Raw genomic sequence first — 16,341 nt, forward strand, 5'->3', positions numbered from 1 at the left:
ACCGATCGGTGGGCGGGACCTGGGCGTTGCGGGGGACTACTCGGCGAGTGCCGCCTCGGCGTCCAGGGTGACCGCGACCGCCTGGACGACGGAAGCGATCTTGAAGGACTCCTGGATGACCTCGCGGTCGACGCCGGCCTTGCGCAGGACCTGCTCGTGGGAGTCGAGGCACATGCCGCAGCCGTTGATGGCGGAGACGGCGAAGGACCACAGCTCGAAGTCGACCTTGTCCACACCGGGGTTGCCGATGACGTTCATCCGCAGACCCGCGCGCAGGGTGCCGTACTCGTGGTCGGACAGCAGGTGCCGGGTGCGGTAGAAGACGTTGTTCATCGCCATGATCGCCGCGGCGGACTTGGCCGCCGTGTACGCCTCCGGCGACAGCGCCGCCTTGGCCTCCGGCTCCAGCTCACGCAGCACGATCGGGGAGCGCGCGGCCATGGCGGTGGCCAGCACCGTGCCCCACAGCTGCTGGGCCGGGAGGTCGGAGTTGCCGATGACCGAACCCAGGTTGAGCTTCAGGTCCTTGGCGTAGTCCGGGATACGGGACTTCAGGGTGTCGAGGGACATGCGTGGATCACTCCCCGGCGAGCAGGGCGACCGGGTCCAGCGTGTCCTCGCCCTTGCTCCAGTTGCACGGGCACAGCTCGTCCGTCTGGAGCGCGTCGAGGACCCGCAGGACCTCCTTGGGGTTACGGCCGACGGAACCCGCGGTCACCATGGCGAACTGGATCTCGTTGTTCTGGTCGACGATGAAGACCGCGCGCTTGGCGAAGCCGTCCTCGTCCTCGATGCCCAGGTCGCGCATCAGCTCGTGCTTGGAGTCGGCCATCATCGGGAACGGCAGGTCCCGAAGGTCGTCGTGGTCCTTGCGCCAGGCGTGGTGGACGAACTCGGAGTCGCCGGAGAAGCCGAGGACCTGCGCGTCACGGTCGGCGAACTCGTCGTTCAGCTTGCCGAAGGCGGCGATCTCGGTCGGGCACACGAAGGTGAAGTCCTTGGGCCAAGCGAAGATCACCTTCCACTTGCCCTCGTAGGTCTTGTGGTTGATCTCCTCGAACTCGTTGCCCTTCTCCAGCGAGACGCAGGCGGTCAGTTCGAACTCGGGGAACTTGTCACCGACAGTGAGCACTAGCTCTCCTTGCAGCGCAGGAAGACCCGCTTTTGGCGAGTCTTCCCCATGGGTTGGACGTGGCCGATCGTGGCACAACGCGCATTGATTCGGGAAATAGCTACACTCGGTCGAGTTGATCGGAGGTAGCTATCAGTGACCGTTGGTAACACCAGTAGGCGGCGTCAGCCCAGCCTCGCCCAGCTGCGCGCGTTCGCGGCCGTGGCCGAGCATCTGCACTTCCGCGACGCCGCCGCCGCGATCGGCATGAGCCAGCCCGCCCTCTCCGGAGCCGTCTCCACACTGGAGGAGGTCCTCGGCGTCACGCTTCTCGAGCGTACGACCCGCAAGGTGCTGCTCTCACCCGCCGGCGAGCGGCTCGCCGTCCGCGCCAAGGCGGTGCTGGCCGAGGTGGGCGCCCTGATGGAGGAGGCCGAGGCCGTGCGGGCGCCCTTCACCGGCGCGCTGCGGCTCGGTGTGATCCCGACCGTCGCGCCCTACCTGCTGCCCACCGTCCTGCGGCTGGTGCACGACCGCTACCCGCACCTCGACCTCCAGGTGCACGAGGAGCAGACCGCCAGCCTGCTGGACGGGCTCACCTCGGGGCGGCTCGACCTGCTGCTGCTCGCCGTGCCCCTAGGGGTCCCTGGAGTCGGCGAACTGCCGCTGTTCGACGAGGACTTCGTCCTCGTCACGCCGCTCGACCACTGGCTCGGCGGACGCGAGGGCATTCCGCGGGAGGCGCTCAAGGAGCTCAACCTGCTTCTTCTCGACGAGGGGCACTGCCTGCGCGACCAGGCCCTCGACATCTGCCGCGAGGCCGGCCGCGAGAACGCGCCGGTCACCACGACCGCCGCCGGACTGTCCACCCTCGTCCAGCTCGTCGCCGGCGGCCTGGGCTGCACCCTGCTGCCGCGTACCGCCGTCAAGGTGGAGACGAGCCGCAGCAATCAGCTGCTCACCGGGTACTTCTCCGACCCCGCGCCGACCCGCCGGATCGCGCTGGCGATGCGGACGGGCGCGGCGCGCGGTGCGGAGTACGGGGAGCTGGCGGCCGCACTGCGCGAGGCACTGCGGCCGCTTCCCGTACGCGTGTTGAGCGGCGCCGAGCAGCTCACTCGGTGCGCAGGCCCTCCGGCCGCATCATCCGCAGCAGGGGCGGCAGGCTGAGCAGCGTGACGACGAGGACGACGCCCGCGCCGATGCCGATCATGGCCAGCACGCTCGACCAGTCAACGCTCAGCGCCGTGGTCGTCATCTTCAGCAGGACGGCACCCAGGGTGAGCCCCACCACCGATGCCAGGGTCAGTCCCAGCACGATCGGGATCGCCGTCTGCCACAGCACGGACAGGCTCAGCGTGCGACGCCGGGTGCCGAAGGCCACCAGGGCCGACAGCAGCTTCCTGCGTTCGCGCAACTGCTCCAGCTGGGAGACGAGCAGGCTCGCGCCGATCAGGGCCAGGACGCAGGCCGCGCCGACGAACAGGCCGGTGCGGATGGAGTCGTAGCGGTCGGCGCGCTCGGTGGAGGCCCACACCATGGGGTCCGAGAGCGGGTCGACCGCCGCCGAGGTGTTGCGCACCAGGTCGCGCACCTCCGGCCTGGTGTCGTCGATCTTGAGGTACACCTCGCTGGTCGTCGTTCTCAGGGCCGCCTGCGGCAGGGCCTCGGGCGTGACCAGGAACCCGCCCCGGGGCTCACCCGTCAGGCCCGGCAGAGCGGTCGCGTCGCGCACGGCCGGCACCTTCCACGCGGCCTCCGCGCCCTTGGGGCTGCCTTCGTAGGTCGGGTCGAAGTAGAGCGTCCGGCCCGGCTTCGCCAGCCCGGCGATGTCGGTGTCCCACTCCGCGCCGGCCAGCGCGAAGACGTCTCCGTCCCGGCACGACGGCAGCTTCGCCAGGACCCGGAGTTCGGCGCAGTCGCCGACCGTCACCTGGGCGCCCTGCTCGGGGTCCTCGCGCCGTTCGCCGAGATAGCCCTCCGAGAAGGCGTAGACCTTGCGCACGCCGTCGGTCCGCCGGAACTCCTCGGCGGCCGCGGCCAGGGGAACGCCCTCCGAGAGCCGCACCTGCATCTGCGCCCTGCTGAGGTCGTAGTCGGTCTGCCGGGTGAAGTCGCTCTCCACCCCGGCGAACAGCATCTGCAACGCGATCGCCCCGGCCACCGCCACGGCGATGCCGTTGACGGTGCGGGCCGCCGCGCCGCTGCTCAACTGGAGGCGGCGGACGGCGAGCTGCCAGGAGACCGAACCCGCACCGAGCCGCGCGACGACCGTCTCGACGATCCACGGCAGCAGCGCGGTGACGCCGATGAGCAGCAGCATCACGCCGCCGACGACCAGGTACTGGTTGAAGTTCCCCTGGTCACTGCCCTGGCCGATCATCGGGGCGAGCATGCCCAGGCCGGCCAGCGGCAGCAGCAGCCGCCACCAGAGCCTGCGGCGGCTCGGCTTGGCCGTGCGCACCACGCCGAGCGGTTCGATGACCACGCCGCGCAGCGCGAGGAGGGTGACCAGCACGGCCGCCGCCGGGACCAGGACCGCGACCAGCGCGGCGAGGGCGGGGGAGGGGTTGAGGTAGCTCGGGAAGACGCTGACGTCGAACACCTCCGCCTGCCCGGCGAGCTGGCGTCCGACCAGGAAGAAGCAGGTGCCGAAGACCAGGCCCAGCAGCGAACCGGCCAGTGCCTCACCGGCCGCGACCCGACGGGTCATCCCGCTGTCGGAGCCGACCAGCCGCAGCGCCGCGAGCCGCCGGTCGCGTCCCTCGCCGCCGAACCGCACGGCCGCGGCGACGAAGACCCCCACCGGCATCAGCAGGACCACGAAGACCACGAGGACCAGCAGCAGCAGTACCGGGTCCCAGGGGTCGGAGTTGCCCGCGATCGGCTCCCCGAACCGTTCGATCCGGTGGACCGCACCCTGGCCCAGGTGGGCGGAGAGCCCCTCGGCACCGCGGTAGAAGGCGAGTTCGGCGGAGCCGACCAGGCCCGGCTCACCGATCGTGCCCACGATCCGCTCCGGCAGCCGCTCGCGCAGCAGCTTCCCGTCGGGCGACTCCAGCAGCTCCTTCAGCCGGGGCGAGACGACCATCTCGCCGGCCCCGGGCATCGCGTCGACGCCGGGCGGCAGCGGTGCCTTCGGGCCCTCGGGCTCCAGCGCCCGGCCGCGGACGTTCACGTCGCGGAAGGTGGTGCCGACGATGGCGACCAGCAGGGTGGAGTCCGACTTCGGCCGCTGCGTCGGGTCGAACGTGTAGTCCGTGCGGGCCTGTTCGCGTTCGTGCCGGGCGTCCAGCGCGCTCGGGATCGCGGCCGTGAGCAGCAGCAGCGCCACGCCGAGTCCGACGCCGACCGCGGTGAGCACCGCGCGCACCCAGCCGCCCCGGCCGGTGAACGCGAACCCGAAGCCCATGGCCAGGTCCCGAAGCGACTGACGGAGCCTCATACGACCCGCTCCATGTCCCGGGACTTGCCGTCCCGTACGACGATCTCGCGGTCGGAGTAGGCGGCGACCCGCGCCTCGTGTGTGACGAGGACGACGGCCGCGTTGGTGGAGCGGGCCGCGTCCGTCAGCAGCTCCATCACCCGCTCGCCGTTGAGGGAGTCCAGCGCGCCGGTGGGCTCGTCGGCGAAGAGCACGCGCGGGCCGGTGACCAGGGAGCGGGCCACGGCGACGCGCTGGCCCTGGCCGCCGGAGACCTCGCCGGGCCGCTTCTTCCCTATGCCGTCGACCTCCAGGCGCTCCATCCAGGACAGGGCGGTGCGCTCGGCGGCCTTGCGGGACGCGCCGTTCAGGCGCAGCGGCAGGGCCACGTTCTCGACGCACGTGAGCTCGGGCACGAGCTGGCCGAACTGGAAGACGAACCCGAACTCCGAGCGCCGCAGCGCGCTGCGCCGGGCGTCGTCCATCGTGGCCATCTCCCGGCCGTCGTAGCGGATCGAGCCCTTGTCGGGCGGGACGATGCCGGCGAGGCAGTGCAGCAGGGTGGACTTTCCGGAGCCGGAGGGGCCCATCACGGCGACGACCTCGCCGGGGTGGATGGAGAAGTCCGCGCCGTCCAGGGCGGTGGTGGGGCCGTACGTCTTGTACAGTCCCTCGGCCACGAGCAGGGCACCGGTGGGAGTCACTTCGTCACCACCTCCGCGAGCCTGTCGAGCCGTGCGGCGGTCAGTTCCAGCCACCGCAGATCCGCCTCCAGATGGAACAGCGCGTGGTCGCAGATCAGCTGGTCCGCGAGATCGCCCTTGCGCTTGCGGTCGGTGAGGATCCGCATCAGGCGCAGGTGCTCGGAGCGCTGGGTGTCGAGGATGTCGGCGGCGTCGCGCCGGGTGAGCAGGGCGAGGACGACCTTGGTGTAGAGGGTCGACTGGAGGTACGGCTCCGGCTTCTCCGGCGTCGCGAGCCACCGCTCGACGTCGGTGATGCCGGCGTCGGTGATGGCGTAGCGCTTCCGCTCCGGCCCGCCGCCCGGCTCGATGCCGTCGACCTCGACGAGGCCGTGCTTCAGCAGCCGGGACATCGTCGAGTAGACCTGGCCGTAGTGCAGGGGCCGGTCCTGACCGAACTTCTCGTCGAAGGCCCGCTTCAGGTCGTAGCCGTGGCGGGGGCCGGACTCCAGGAGCCCGAGGAGAGTGTGACCGATGGACATGACGAGCACTCTACATACCGGGTATACGTCGGGTGTATACGCACGGTGTGTAGATCGTGGGGAAGGGTGCGTCGCCGCAGGTGGGAGGAGATTGTCACGGTTCTGCTACTGCGGCGGGGGGCCTCCGGGCGGCCGGCCCCGGCGGGGCAGGGGCCCGGCGTCGCCGGGCAGCCGGCCCGCGTCCTTGAGGGCCTTGCGGAGCAGGAACTCGATCTGCGCGTTGGCCGACCGCAGCTCGTCCGACGCCCAGCGGGCGAGCGACTCGTACACCGACGGGTCCAGCCGCAGCAGCACCTGCTTGCGCTGCTGCGGCGGCCGCCGCTTCGAGGAAGCCTCCTCGGACGGATCCGTCACTGGTAGAGCGTCCCGGTGTTGACGACCGGCTGGGCGGCCCGGTCACCGCACAGCACCACCATGAGGTTGGACACCATCGCCGCCTTCCGCTCGGAGTCCAGCTCCACGATGTCCCGCTCGGTCAGCCGGGCCAGCGCCATCTCGACCATGCCGACCGCGCCGTCCACGATCTGCCGGCGGGCCGCGACGACCGCGCCGGCCTGCTGCCGCTGGAGCATCGCCGAGGCGATCTCGGGGGCGTAGGCGAGGTGCGTGAAACGGGACTCGATGATCTGCACGCCGGCCGCCTCCACGCGCGCGTGCAGTTCGACGGCGAGCTTCTCGGTGATCTCCTCGGCGTTCTCGCGCAGCGAGAGGCCGCCCTCCTCGTGGGAGTCGTAGGGGTACTCGATGGCGATGTGCCGCACGGCCGCCTCGGTCTGCGTGGAGACGAACTCGATGTAGTCGTCGACCTCGAAGGAGGCCTGCGCGGTGTCCTCGACGCGCCATACGACGACCGCGGCGAGCTCGATCGGGTTGCCGTAGGCGTCGTTGACCTTCAGGACCGCGGTCTCGTGGTTGCGGACGCGGGTGGAGATCTTGGTGCGCGAGGTGAGCGGATTCACCCAGCGCAGGCCGTCCTGCCGGATCGTGCCGCGGTAGCGCCCGAAGAGCTGGACGACGCGGGCCTCGCCCGGCGCCACCATGTTCAGCCCGCACATCGCGACGAACGCGGAGATCGCGACAAGGATGCCGAGGACGATCAGCGTGGCCTTGAGGCCGGTCCCCGCGACGGTCGTGGCGCTGACGATCATGGCGATGCCGCCCAGCAGCCCGATCAGGCCGAGGAGCAGGGCGAGTCCGCCGCCGATGCTGTGCGCCTGGAACTCCCGGACGCGTGGGGCGGGCATCTCCGGGACGTCGGCGACGGCCGGTGAGTCGTGCGTGGACATGAGGGTCCCCCGTTTCTGTCTAGCTCTTTCCTAGCTAAGTGATATCACTTTACCCCGACACGGCAACCTCGACCCCCCTTCGGGCGTCGGTTCCGTAGGAAGGCGTGCTGATTGTCACGTCCGTAAAAGACCGAAAGAGTCGGACTTTGTCATAGAGAGCGGTGTTAGCTTTCTGAGCTGACCTGAGCCACGGAACCGAAGTGACACCCGAGAGCGGAGCGGAGCGAACGGACCCATGGGACGAGCGGAAGACAGACGAGCGCGGCAGCGAGGTGGCCACCGCGCGGCGCCGAAGAACCGCCGTTCGTCGCGCGCTGCGAGCCAGGAAGGCCCGACCGGCCCCGGCCGGCGGCGGGGCAGGCCCGGCAAGTCCGGGAAGAGCGGCATACGCAGGCTGTTCACCTGGCGGAAGATGCTCGGCACCTTCCTCGGCCTGTGCCTGCTCGGCATCGGCGGCTTCATCCTGCTGTACCTGCTGGTGTCCGTCCCCGAGGGCAACGCGGCGGCGAAGCTGCAGAGCAACGTCTACAAGTACAGCGACGGCACGGTCCTGGTCCGCGACGGCGAGGTCAACCGCGAGGTCGTCGACCTGGCCAGGGTGCCCAAGGCCGTCCAGCGGACCTTCGTGGCCGCCGAGAACAAGTCCTTCTACCAGGACAACGGCGTCGATCTGAAAGGCACGACCCGAGGCCTGCTCAACACCCTCAGCGGCAAGGGCGCGCAGGGCGGTTCGACGATCACCCAGCAGTACGTCAAGAACTACTACCTCAGCCAGGAACAGACGGTCACCCGCAAGCTCAAGGAGCTGGTGATCTCGCTGAAGGTGGACCGCCAGATGTCCAAGGACGACATCCTCGCGGGCTACATCAACACCAGCTACTACGGCCGCAACGCCTACGGCATCCAGGCCGCGGCGCAGGCCTACTACCGCGTGGACGCCGACGAACTCACCGTCGAGCAGGGCGCGTACCTCGCCGCGCTGCTCCAGGCGCCGAGCCAGTACGACTGGGCGGCCGCCTCGGAGACCAGCAAGCGACTGGTGAAGAACCGCTGGAACTACGTCCTGGACAACATGGTCGAGAAGCGCTGGCTGAGCGCCTCCGAACGCCAGGGGATGAAGTTCCCGGTTCCGAAGGAGCCGCAGGGCAATCCCGGCATGGAGGGCCAGACCGGCTACTGGGTCGACGCGGCCAACGTGGAGCTGGCCCGGCGGCTGGTCGCCCAGGGGACGGCGCAGGACCAGGACCAGGCCCTCGCCATGGTCAAGCGCGGCGGCTGGAACCTGACGTTGAACGTCGACAAGAAGAAGCAGGCCCAGCTGGAGAAGGCCGCCGAGGACCAGTTCGCGAGCAAGCTCGACCCGAAGAAGCGCAAGGTCGACGCGAACATCCAGCCCGGCGCCGTGTCCGTCGACCCGAAGACCGGCAAGGTCGTCGCGATGTACGGCGGCGTGGACTACGTCAAGCACTACACGAACAACGCGACCCGCCGCGACTACCAGCCGGCCTCCACCTTCAAGCCGGTGATCCTGGCCGCCGCCGTGGAGGAGGCCGCCGAGACCCAGGACGGCGAGCCGATCACCGCGAACACGATCTACGACGGTGACAGCAGGCACCAGGTCATGGACAGCGGCGAGAAGGTCGGCTTCGCCCCGCCGAACGAGGACGACGTCGACTACGGCGACGTCACCGTGCAGACCGCGATGAACAAGTCCATCAACTCCGTCTTCGCGCAGATGGGCGTCGACGTCGGCATGGACGAGGTGATGAAGGTCGCCGGCGAGCTCGGCATGGACACCGAGGGCATGCAGGCGGTGCCGGCCCAGACGCTCGGCTCCATGGGCGCGAGCCCGCTGGAGATGGCGGGGATCTACGCCACCCTCGACAACCACGGCAAGAAGGTCACGCCGGCGGTGCTGGCCTCGGCCGAGCACAAGGACACCGTGGTGGACCTGCCGGACCCCGTCGGCGATCAGGTCATCAGCCGGGAGTCCGCCGACACGGTCACCTCGGTGCTCACCGGCGTGGTCGACGACGGCACCGCCCGCAGGTCGGTGCGCGACAACCCGGAGCGTGACGGGCAGCAGGTGGCCGGCAAGACGGGTACCTCCGACTACGGCAGGTCCGCCTGGTTCACCGGCTACACCCCGGACCTGGTGACCTCGGTCGGCCTGTTCGGCCAGGACGCCAAGACCGGCAAGCAGGTGAACATGGCGGGGGCCACCGGCACCCTCCCGGGCAAGGGCCGAGTCAACGGCGGCGGGTTCCCGGCGCAGATCTGGGCGGCCTACACCTTCGGCGTGATGGACGAGGTCAGCAAGTTCGACCTGGACACCACCCAGGGCGCCGCGGTCAAGCCGACCTACACCCCGACCCCCAGTGACGAGCCGACCACCGAGGCTCCGACGTCCGAGCCGCCGACGTCGGCACCCCCGACGTCCGAGTCCCCGACCCGGACGCCGAGTCAGACGCCGAGCCAGACGCCCAGTCAGTCGCCGCCGTCGCAGACCCCCTCGACGGAACCCCCGCCGTCCATACCGACGACCCCGACGGCCCCGGAGAACCCGTTCCTCCCGGACGACGAGCGATAGAAGAGGGCGCCCCGCGGATTCCGCCGGGCGCCCTCGACGTTCACCCGCGATTCAGCTCGAACCAGACGACCTTCCCGGTGCTGAGCCGAGTCGCCCCCCACCTCCGGGCCAGCCGGTTCACCAGATACAGCCCACGCCCGCCCTCGTCCGTGGCACGGGCCTGCCGCAGGCGCGGCAGCTGCGGCACGTCGTCGCCCACCTCGCAGCGCAGCACGTCCGTCCGCAGCAACCGCAGCGTCACCGGCCGCGACGCATACCGCACGGCATTCGTGACGACCTCACTGATGAGCAGCTCGACGGAGTCCGTCAGCTCCTCCATGTCCCACCGGGACAGCGCACTGCGGGCCAGCCGCCGGGCCTTGCCCGGTGCCATCTCCTCCGGCTCCAGGTACCAGTACGCCACATCGCTCGGCGCGATCCCGTCGAACCGGGCGGCGAGCAGCGCGATGTCGTCGTCCCGGTCGCCCGGTCCGAGCATGTCCAGCACCTCGTCGCACAGCGCTTCCAGCGGCGGCGGATGATCCGGCCCGGTGAGCTGCGCGGTCGCGGCCAGCTTCTCGCGCAGCTGCTCTATGCCGGTCCACACGTCCCGCAGCCGGGACTCGACCAGCCCGTCCGTGTACAGCAGCAGCGTCGCCCCGGCCGGCGCGTCCAGCTCCACGGCCTCGAAGTCGACGCCGCCGACCCCGATCGGCGCGCCCGCCGGGACGCGCAGCACCTCGGCCCGCCCGCCCAGGTGCAGCAGCACCGGTGGCGGATGGCCGGCGTTGGCGATGGTGATCCGGTGCGACACCGGGTCGTAGACCGCGTACAGGCAGGTCGCCATGCGGTCGGTGCCGAGCCGCTGGGCCTGCTCGTCGAGGTGGTGCAGCACCTCCTGCGGCGGCAGGTCGAGCCCGGCGAGCGTCTGCGCCGTCGTGCGCAGCTGGCCCATGATCGCGGCGGACGTCATGGAGTGCCCCATCACGTCGCCGACGACGAGCGCGACCCGGCTGCCGGGCAGCGGGATGGCGTCGTACCAGTCGCCGCCGACCCGTGCGGTCTCGGCGGCCGGAAGGTAGCGGGAGGCCAGCCGGACACCCGTCGGCTGCGGCAAGGTCTCGGGCAGCATGGTGCGCTGCAACTCGTCGGCGATGTACGCCTCGCGGCCGTACAGCACCGCCTTGTCGATGCCGAGCGCGCTGTGCGTGGCGAGCTGGGCCGCGATGAGCAGGTCGTCCGCCTCGAACGCCAGCCGCTCCGGGCGGCGCAGGAAGACCGCGGCGCCGATCACGCGCCGGCGGCCGCGCAGCGGGGCGAGGATGGCCCGCTGGCCGGCGGGGATCACCGCCTCGCCGTTCTCGCCGAGCAGTTCGGGCAGCGCGGCACGGGCGGCGGGCGCGTCGGCGAACACGGGACGTACCCCGCGCAGCACCTCGGCGAGCGCGCCCCCGGGCCGGACCTCGCACAGCTCGGCGGTCAGCGTCGACAGCTCCGACGGCTCCGGCTGGAGCACCGGCGCGAAACCGCCCTCGGTGTCCCGCTCCTCCGGGATCCGGTCGGTGCGCCGCAGCCGCAGCACGACGGGGCCCGTGGGCCGCTCGTCGCCGACCGGCAGCGGATCGCGCAGATAGACGAGGATCGCGTCGGAAAACGTCGGCACAGTGGCCCGGCACAGCCCCATGACGATCTCGTCGAGGTCGATGCCGCGGGCGATCCGCCGGGTGGCGGCGCCCACGAAGCGCAGCCGGTCGCCGTCCCGCCGCATCGGCGTGGGCCGGCCGAGCGGGGACGGCTGGCCGGTACGGCGATCCTGGCCGCCGGGGCCCGAACGCTCCGGGTCGATGCCGGGCTGCGCCGGGATGGCCTCCGGCGCCGGGCGCGGGCGGTGGTTGTCGGGCTCGGCCGCGGCCGGCTGGGAGTGCTCCGGACCGGCGGCACCGCCGGGCGTCACGGACGTGCCCGAGGGCGTCTCACCGGCGCTGCGGGCCTGTGCGGGTAAAGCGGCGGCACCGGAGGTCAGCGGCGCCGCCGGGGTACGCAGGAGCGCCCCGCGGGGATCCACGGGGTCGACGCCCGGCTGGGGGCGCTCGAAAGATGTCGGCTGCTCCGTCACGCGTGTCGAATCCATCCGTCCGGGGCCGTGCGCGCCTTGCATCGCGCGTGCAGTTCGTCCCGCCGAAGTCCCGATACCCGGAATACATGCCCCAGGAACGGGATTCCCGCGTGGTCAGAGGCTGTTCCTGTGTCACCGGCGGACCGGCCGCGGCCCCCACGGGTGTTGCCCTCGTAGCCCTCGCTCACGTCCTGCCGCCCCTCGGTGACATCCGGTCAAGCTCGCTGCGCGCCCTGCGAGTTGTCGCCGCGCGCCCCTTGCGGAGGACGATCCTACGTTTCCCGCCCGGGGGCGCAGCAAGGGTCTCATGAGGACACACGCGCAGGCATACGATCCCAGTCCTCCGGAAGTGAGGGTACGACCCAGGCCGGATCCGGCCGCCAGTGCTGCCAGCCGTCGGCGAACGGCGGCCCCCAGGCGCGGATCACCTCCACCGCGGCCCGCCCCGCGTCCCGGACGTGTGCGGCCTGCGCGGCGTCCATCAGGCCGTCCCGCTGGGCCTGCGCGAACTCGTCCTCGTCCCGCCAGTGCCAACTGCGGTCCGGATGAACGGAGATGTCGAGAAAGTGATCCTCGGAGTCCACGCCGCCGCTCCAACGCACCAGCGGCTGCTCAAGGTTGACGTACCAGTTCTTGAACTGCCAGCCCGGGTCCCAGAACAGCCACACCGACCAGGGTTCACGAGGCCGGGCCAGCTTCAGCACACCGGTGCCGAACCAGTGGTCGCGCTGCACCGTCCGCGGCTTGGTGTAGCGCGTCTCCAGAGGCTCCAGGTGCACCGGCGTCCCGTCGGCGAGCACCGGCTTGACGCACTCCGTGCCCGGCGCCATCCACACGGCGAGCAGGTCGGCGTCGTCGCGCACGACGGTGACGGGGCGCGCGATGTGGAAGCGGTCGCCTGCGTTCTCCCGGTACCGCCACAGGATGTGACTGCCCGGCGCCCAGAAGGCCGTAGCTCCGCCCGCTTCCACGCGTCTCACCGCTCCGTCGTCCGCCATGCACAGATATTAGGTGTCACCGGCATACGACGCTGCGGCGCGTGTCACGGTTCACGCGCCGGTGACACGGCCCCGTGTACCGGTCACGGGTGCGTCATCCGCAGGACGTCCAGCGCCTCGTCGAGCTGCTGCACCGTGAGGTCACCGCGCTCCACGTAGCCGCCCTCCAGGACGACCTGACGGATCGTCTTGCGCTCGGCCAGCGACCTCTTGGCGACCTTGGCGGCCTCCTCGTACCCGATGTACTTGTTCAGCGGCGTCACCACGGAGGGGGACGACTCGGCGTACTCGCGGGCGCGTTCCCGGTTGGCGGTGATGCCGTCGACGGTCCGGTCGGCGAGCAGCCGGGAGACGTTGGCGAGCAGCCGGACGGACTCCAGCACGTTCTTCGCGATGACCGGGAGCATCACGTTCAGCTCGAAGTTGCCGGAGGCGCCCGCCGTGGCGACCGTGGTGTCGTTGCCGACGATCTGGGCGCAGACCATGAGCACGGCCTCCGGGACGACCGGGTTGACCTTGCCCGGCATGATCGACGAACCGGGCTGGAGATCGGGCAGGTTGATCTCGGCGAGCCCGGTGCGTGGCCCGGACGCCATCCAGCGCAGATCGTTGGCGATCTTCGTCAGTCCGACGGCGATGGTGCGCAGCTGCCCGCTGGTCTCGACGATCCCGTCCCGGGCGCCCTGCGCCTCGAAGTGGTTGCGGGCCTCGGTGAGCGGCAGGCCGGTCGCGCGGGCCACCTCCGCGATCACGGCCGCCGGGAAACCGGGCGGGGTGTTGATGCCGGTGCCGACCGCCGTGCCGCCGAGGGGCAGTTCGGCGAGCCGGGGGAGCGAGGCCTCCAGCCGCTCGATGCCGTAGCGCACCTGGGCGGCGTACCCCCCGAACTCCTGGCCCAGCGTCACGGGTGTGGCGTCCATCAGATGGGTCCGCCCCGACTTCACCACGTCGGCGAACTCCTCCGCCTTGCGCTCCAGGGCGGCGGCGAGGTGCCGCAGCGCCGGAATCAGGTCGCGCAGCACGGCGGCGGTGGCGGCGATGTGCAGGGAGGACGGGAAGACGTCGTTGGACGACTGGGACGCGTTGACGTGGTCGTTGGGGTGGACGTCCCGGCCGAGCCGCTCGCTCGCGAGGGTCGCGATGACCTCGTTGGTGTTCATGTTGGACGAGGTGCCGGACCCCGTCTGAAACACGTCGACGGGGAAGTGCTCGTCCCAGCGACCCTCCGCCACCTCCCGAGCCGCCTCCTGGACGGCCTCCGCGATGTCCTTGTCGAGAACGCCGAGCTTGGCGTTGACGGTCGCGGCAGCGGCCTTGATCCGCGCGAGCGCCTCGATGTGCGCGGGCTCCAGCCGCTGCCCGGAGATCGGGAAGTTCTCCACGGCCCGCTGGGTCTGGGCCCGCCACCTGGCGTCGGCCGGGACCCGCACCTCGCCCATCGAGTCGTGCTCGATGCGGTACTTCTGGTCGCCGTCGTCGGCGTTCGTCGTCTTCGTCATCGTTGTAGTACCTCCAGGTGGGAAGCGCGTCGCCTGCGGGGGCGTATTCCCGTTCCAGGATCGCGCGAGCCGGCAGTCAGCCTCCGCAAGGTGGCTCGTACGGCAGGTCCGGCGACACGTACTCCCTCCGGCGGGCGGCGGTCATGGCGTGCCGGGTGGTGGCGCACAGCATCGACCGCGCACGGGCGGTGTCGGTCTGCCGGACGCGCAGCGTGCCGTCACCGCCACCGGTGACGAGGTGGCCGCCACGCGGGACGTGCGTCGGCGCCGACCCGGAACCGCCGACCCGGTGTGAGGAGTCGAGACCGGCCGTGCGAGGGCGCGGCGGTGAGGGAACAGTGGACGAGGCCCCGGCACCTGTCCGGTGCGCGGGGCCTCGCGAAGGGGTTCGGACCGGGAGACCCCGGGGCGTTCCGGCGGGTTACGCCAGCCCGGGTCCCCGAACCGGAATCGACGTGAACGTCGGGGCGGGGGCGGGGTCCTTGAAGAAGTCGTTGCCCTTGTCGTCGACCACGACGAACGCGGGGAAGTCCTCGACCTCGATCTTCCAGACGGCCTCCATGCCGAGCTCCTCGTACTCGACGACCTCGACCTTCTTGATGCAGTCCTGGGCGAGGCGGGCGGCGGGGCCGCCGATGGAGCCGAGGTAGAAGCCGCCGTGCGTGCCGCAGGCGTCGGTGACCTGCTGGCTGCGGTTGCCCTTGGCCAGCATCACCTTGGAGCCGCCCGCCGCCTGGAACTGCTCGACGTAGGAGTCCATGCGGCCGGCCGTCGTCGGGCCGAAGGAGCCGGAGGCGTAGCCCTCGGGGGTCTTCGCGGGGCCGGCGTAGTACACCGGGTGGTCCTTCAGGTACTGCGGCATCTCCTCGCCCGCGTCCAGCCGTTCCTTGATCTTGGCGTGCGCGATGTCGCGGGCCACGACCAGAGGGCCGGTGAGGGAGAGGCGGGTCTTGACCGGGTACTTGGTCAGCTCGGCGAGGATGTCGTCCATCGGCTGGTTGAGGTCGATCCTGACGACGTCGCCGGCCTCGTCGAGGTGCTCGTCCGTGGTGTCGGGGAGGAAGCGCGCCGGGTCGGTCTCCAGCTGCTCCAGGAAGACGCCCTCGGCGGTGATCTTCGCGACCGCCTGCCGGTCGGCCGAGCAGGACACGGCGATGGCGACCGGGCAGGACGCGCCGTGCCGGGGAAGGCGGACGACACGGACGTCGTGGCAGAAGTACTTGCCGCCGAACTGCGCGCCGATACCGATCCTCTGCGTCAGCTCGAAAACCTTCTCCTCCAGCTCCTTGTCCCGGAACCCGTGCCCGAGGGGCGAGCCCTCGGCGGGGATCTCGTCCAGGTAGTGCGCCGAGGCGTACTTCGCGGTCTTCAGCGCGTACTCGGCGCTCGTGCCGCCGACCACGATGGCCAGGTGGTACGGCGGGCAGGCGGCCGTGCCCAGCGAACGGATCTTCTCCTCCAGGAACTTCATCATGGAGGCCTCGTTCAGGACGGCCTTCGTCTCCTGGTAGAGGAAGGACTTGTTGGCGCTGCCGCCGCCCTTGGCCATGACGAGGAACTTGTAGGCGCCGCCGTCGGTCGCGTACAGCTCGATCTGCGCGGGGAGGTTGGAGCCGGTGTTCTTCTCCTCCCACATGGTCAGCGGGGCCATCTGGGAGTAGCGGAGGTTGAGGTTCTTGTAGGCGTCGTAGATGCCCCGGGACAGGGCCGCCTCGTCGCCGCCGTCGGTCAGCACGTTCTGCCCGCGTTTGCCCATGACGATCGCCGTACCGGTGTCCTGGCACATGGGCAGCACGCCCGCGGCGGCGATGTTGGCGTTCTTCAGCAGGTCCAGGGCGACGAACTTGTCGTTGCCGGACGCCTCCGGGTCGTCGATGATCCGGCGCAGCTGGGCCAGGTGGGCCGGGCGCAGGTAGTGCTGGATGTCGTGGATGGCCTCCTCGGCGAGCTTGCGCAGCGCCTCGGGCTCGACCTTGAGGAACGTCCGCCCGTCGGCCTCGAAGGTGGAGACACCCTCGGAGGTCACCAGCCGGTACGGGGTGGTGTCCTCCCCCATGGGGAGAAGATCGGTGTACTCGAACTCAGGCATCGCGCCCATTCCTCACTCACGGCA

At 70.7% G+C, this 16,341-nt stretch carries 13 protein-coding genes; 2 read left to right on the plus strand and 11 right to left on the minus strand.

The window, feature by feature from the left end; all coding sequences use genetic code 11:
- Positions 1–36: 36 nt before the first annotated feature.
- Together ACFV6X_RS31980 and ACFV6X_RS31985 are read right to left on the minus strand one after the other, a co-directional pair.
- Positions 37–570 (minus strand): alkyl hydroperoxide reductase, encoded by a 534-nt coding sequence (locus ACFV6X_RS31980; RefSeq protein ID WP_385389596.1) that lies wholly within the window; start codon positions 568–570, stop codon positions 37–39.
- A gap of 7 nt (positions 571–577) precedes the next feature.
- Positions 578–1,132 (minus strand): peroxiredoxin, encoded by a 555-nt coding sequence (locus tag ACFV6X_RS31985; RefSeq protein ID WP_385389598.1) that lies wholly within the window; start codon positions 1,130–1,132, stop codon positions 578–580.
- Between the two features lie 135 nt (positions 1,133–1,267).
- On the opposite strand from ACFV6X_RS31985, the gene ACFV6X_RS31990 reads away from it, so the two are divergent.
- A complete protein-coding gene (locus tag ACFV6X_RS31990; RefSeq protein ID WP_385389599.1) occupies positions 1,268–2,281 on the plus strand; it encodes a LysR substrate-binding domain-containing protein in 1,014 nt (337 codons plus the stop codon).
- Here the strand turns inward: ACFV6X_RS31990 and ACFV6X_RS31995 are convergent.
- From ACFV6X_RS31995 to ACFV6X_RS32015, 5 genes are all read right to left on the minus strand, one after another.
- Complete coding sequence (locus tag ACFV6X_RS31995; RefSeq protein ID WP_385389600.1) at positions 2,226–4,556, minus strand: ABC transporter permease; 2,331 nt, start codon at positions 4,554–4,556, stop codon at positions 2,226–2,228. The two genes, ACFV6X_RS31990 and ACFV6X_RS31995, sit on opposite strands and share 56 nt — an antisense overlap.
- Positions 4,553–5,239 carry an ABC transporter ATP-binding protein gene (locus tag ACFV6X_RS32000; RefSeq protein WP_385389601.1) on the minus strand — a complete coding sequence of 229 codons (687 nt, stop codon included), beginning with the start codon at positions 5,237–5,239 and terminating at the stop codon, positions 4,553–4,555. Before ACFV6X_RS32000 ends, ACFV6X_RS31995 begins: the two co-directional genes overlap by 4 nt.
- Positions 5,236–5,760, minus strand: a complete 525-nt coding sequence (locus ACFV6X_RS32005) for a PadR family transcriptional regulator (RefSeq protein WP_365450956.1) — start codon at positions 5,758–5,760, stop codon at positions 5,236–5,238. The genes ACFV6X_RS32000 and ACFV6X_RS32005 overlap by 4 nt, the downstream gene beginning before the upstream one ends.
- A gap of 105 nt (positions 5,761–5,865) precedes the next feature.
- Positions 5,866–6,114, minus strand: a complete 249-nt coding sequence (locus ACFV6X_RS32010) for a hypothetical protein (protein WP_385389603.1) — start codon at positions 6,112–6,114, stop codon at positions 5,866–5,868.
- The gene (locus ACFV6X_RS32015) at positions 6,111–7,046 is read right to left on the minus strand and encodes an SPFH domain-containing protein (protein WP_385389605.1); all 936 of its coding nucleotides are present in this window, start codon (positions 7,044–7,046) and stop codon (positions 6,111–6,113) included. The genes ACFV6X_RS32010 and ACFV6X_RS32015 overlap by 4 nt, the downstream gene beginning before the upstream one ends.
- 235 nt (positions 7,047–7,281) lie before the next feature.
- Between ACFV6X_RS32015 and ACFV6X_RS32020 the strand changes: the two genes are divergently transcribed.
- Positions 7,282–9,636 carry a transglycosylase domain-containing protein gene (locus tag ACFV6X_RS32020; RefSeq protein ID WP_385389607.1) on the plus strand — a complete coding sequence of 785 codons (2,355 nt, stop codon included), beginning with the start codon at positions 7,282–7,284 and terminating at the stop codon, positions 9,634–9,636.
- Positions 9,637–9,676: 40 nt separating this feature from the next.
- Here the strand turns inward: ACFV6X_RS32020 and ACFV6X_RS32025 are convergent, their stop codons facing one another.
- The 4 genes from ACFV6X_RS32025 to ACFV6X_RS32040 all read right to left on the minus strand — a co-directional run bounded on the left by ACFV6X_RS32025 (position 9,677) and on the right by ACFV6X_RS32040 (position 16,317).
- On the minus strand, positions 9,677–11,746 hold the full coding sequence (locus tag ACFV6X_RS32025; RefSeq protein ID WP_385389608.1) for a SpoIIE family protein phosphatase: 2,070 nt from the start codon (positions 11,744–11,746) through the stop codon (positions 9,677–9,679).
- 290 nt (positions 11,747–12,036) lie between these two features.
- Entirely contained in the window at positions 12,037–12,729 is a 693-nt protein-coding gene (locus ACFV6X_RS32030) for a DUF402 domain-containing protein (RefSeq protein WP_385389610.1), read from the minus strand.
- 83 nt (positions 12,730–12,812) lie between these two features.
- Positions 12,813–14,228: a class II fumarate hydratase gene (locus ACFV6X_RS32035; RefSeq protein WP_385389612.1), complete on the minus strand. Its 1,416-nt coding sequence runs from the start codon at positions 14,226–14,228 to the stop codon at positions 12,813–12,815.
- A 421-nt stretch (positions 14,229–14,649) separates the two neighbouring features.
- The gene (locus ACFV6X_RS32040; RefSeq protein WP_385389613.1) at positions 14,650–16,317 is read right to left on the minus strand and encodes a fumarate hydratase; all 1,668 of its coding nucleotides are present in this window, start codon (positions 16,315–16,317) and stop codon (positions 14,650–14,652) included.
- Positions 16,318–16,341 lie beyond the last annotated feature (24 nt).

Origin of the sequence: Streptomyces sp. NPDC059861 (assembly GCF_042731435.1) — a bacterium.
Taxonomy (GTDB): Bacteria; Actinomycetota; Actinomycetes; order Streptomycetales; family Streptomycetaceae; genus Streptomyces.

Coding starts and splice junctions, on each gene's coding strand:
- ACFV6X_RS32005 (WP_365450956.1), bottom strand. CDS start 5,760: ATGTCCATCGGTCACACTCTCCTCGGGCTCCTGGAGTCCGGCCCCCGC.
- ACFV6X_RS32020 (WP_385389607.1), top strand. CDS start 7,282: ATGGGACGAGCGGAAGACAGACGAGCGCGGCAGCGAGGTGGCCACCGC.
- ACFV6X_RS32015 (WP_385389605.1), bottom strand. CDS start 7,046: ATGTCCACGCACGACTCACCGGCCGTCGCCGACGTCCCGGAGATGCCC.
- ACFV6X_RS32025 (WP_385389608.1), bottom strand. CDS start 11,746: ATGGATTCGACACGCGTGACGGAGCAGCCGACATCTTTCGAGCGCCCC.
- ACFV6X_RS32035 (WP_385389612.1), bottom strand. CDS start 14,228: ATGACGAAGACGACGAACGCCGACGACGGCGACCAGAAGTACCGCATC.
- ACFV6X_RS31980 (WP_385389596.1), bottom strand. CDS start 570: ATGTCCCTCGACACCCTGAAGTCCCGTATCCCGGACTACGCCAAGGAC.
- ACFV6X_RS32030 (WP_385389610.1), bottom strand. CDS start 12,729: ATGGCGGACGACGGAGCGGTGAGACGCGTGGAAGCGGGCGGAGCTACG.
- ACFV6X_RS32040 (WP_385389613.1), bottom strand. CDS start 16,317: ATGCCTGAGTTCGAGTACACCGATCTTCTCCCCATGGGGGAGGACACC.
- ACFV6X_RS31995 (WP_385389600.1), bottom strand. CDS start 4,556: ATGAGGCTCCGTCAGTCGCTTCGGGACCTGGCCATGGGCTTCGGGTTC.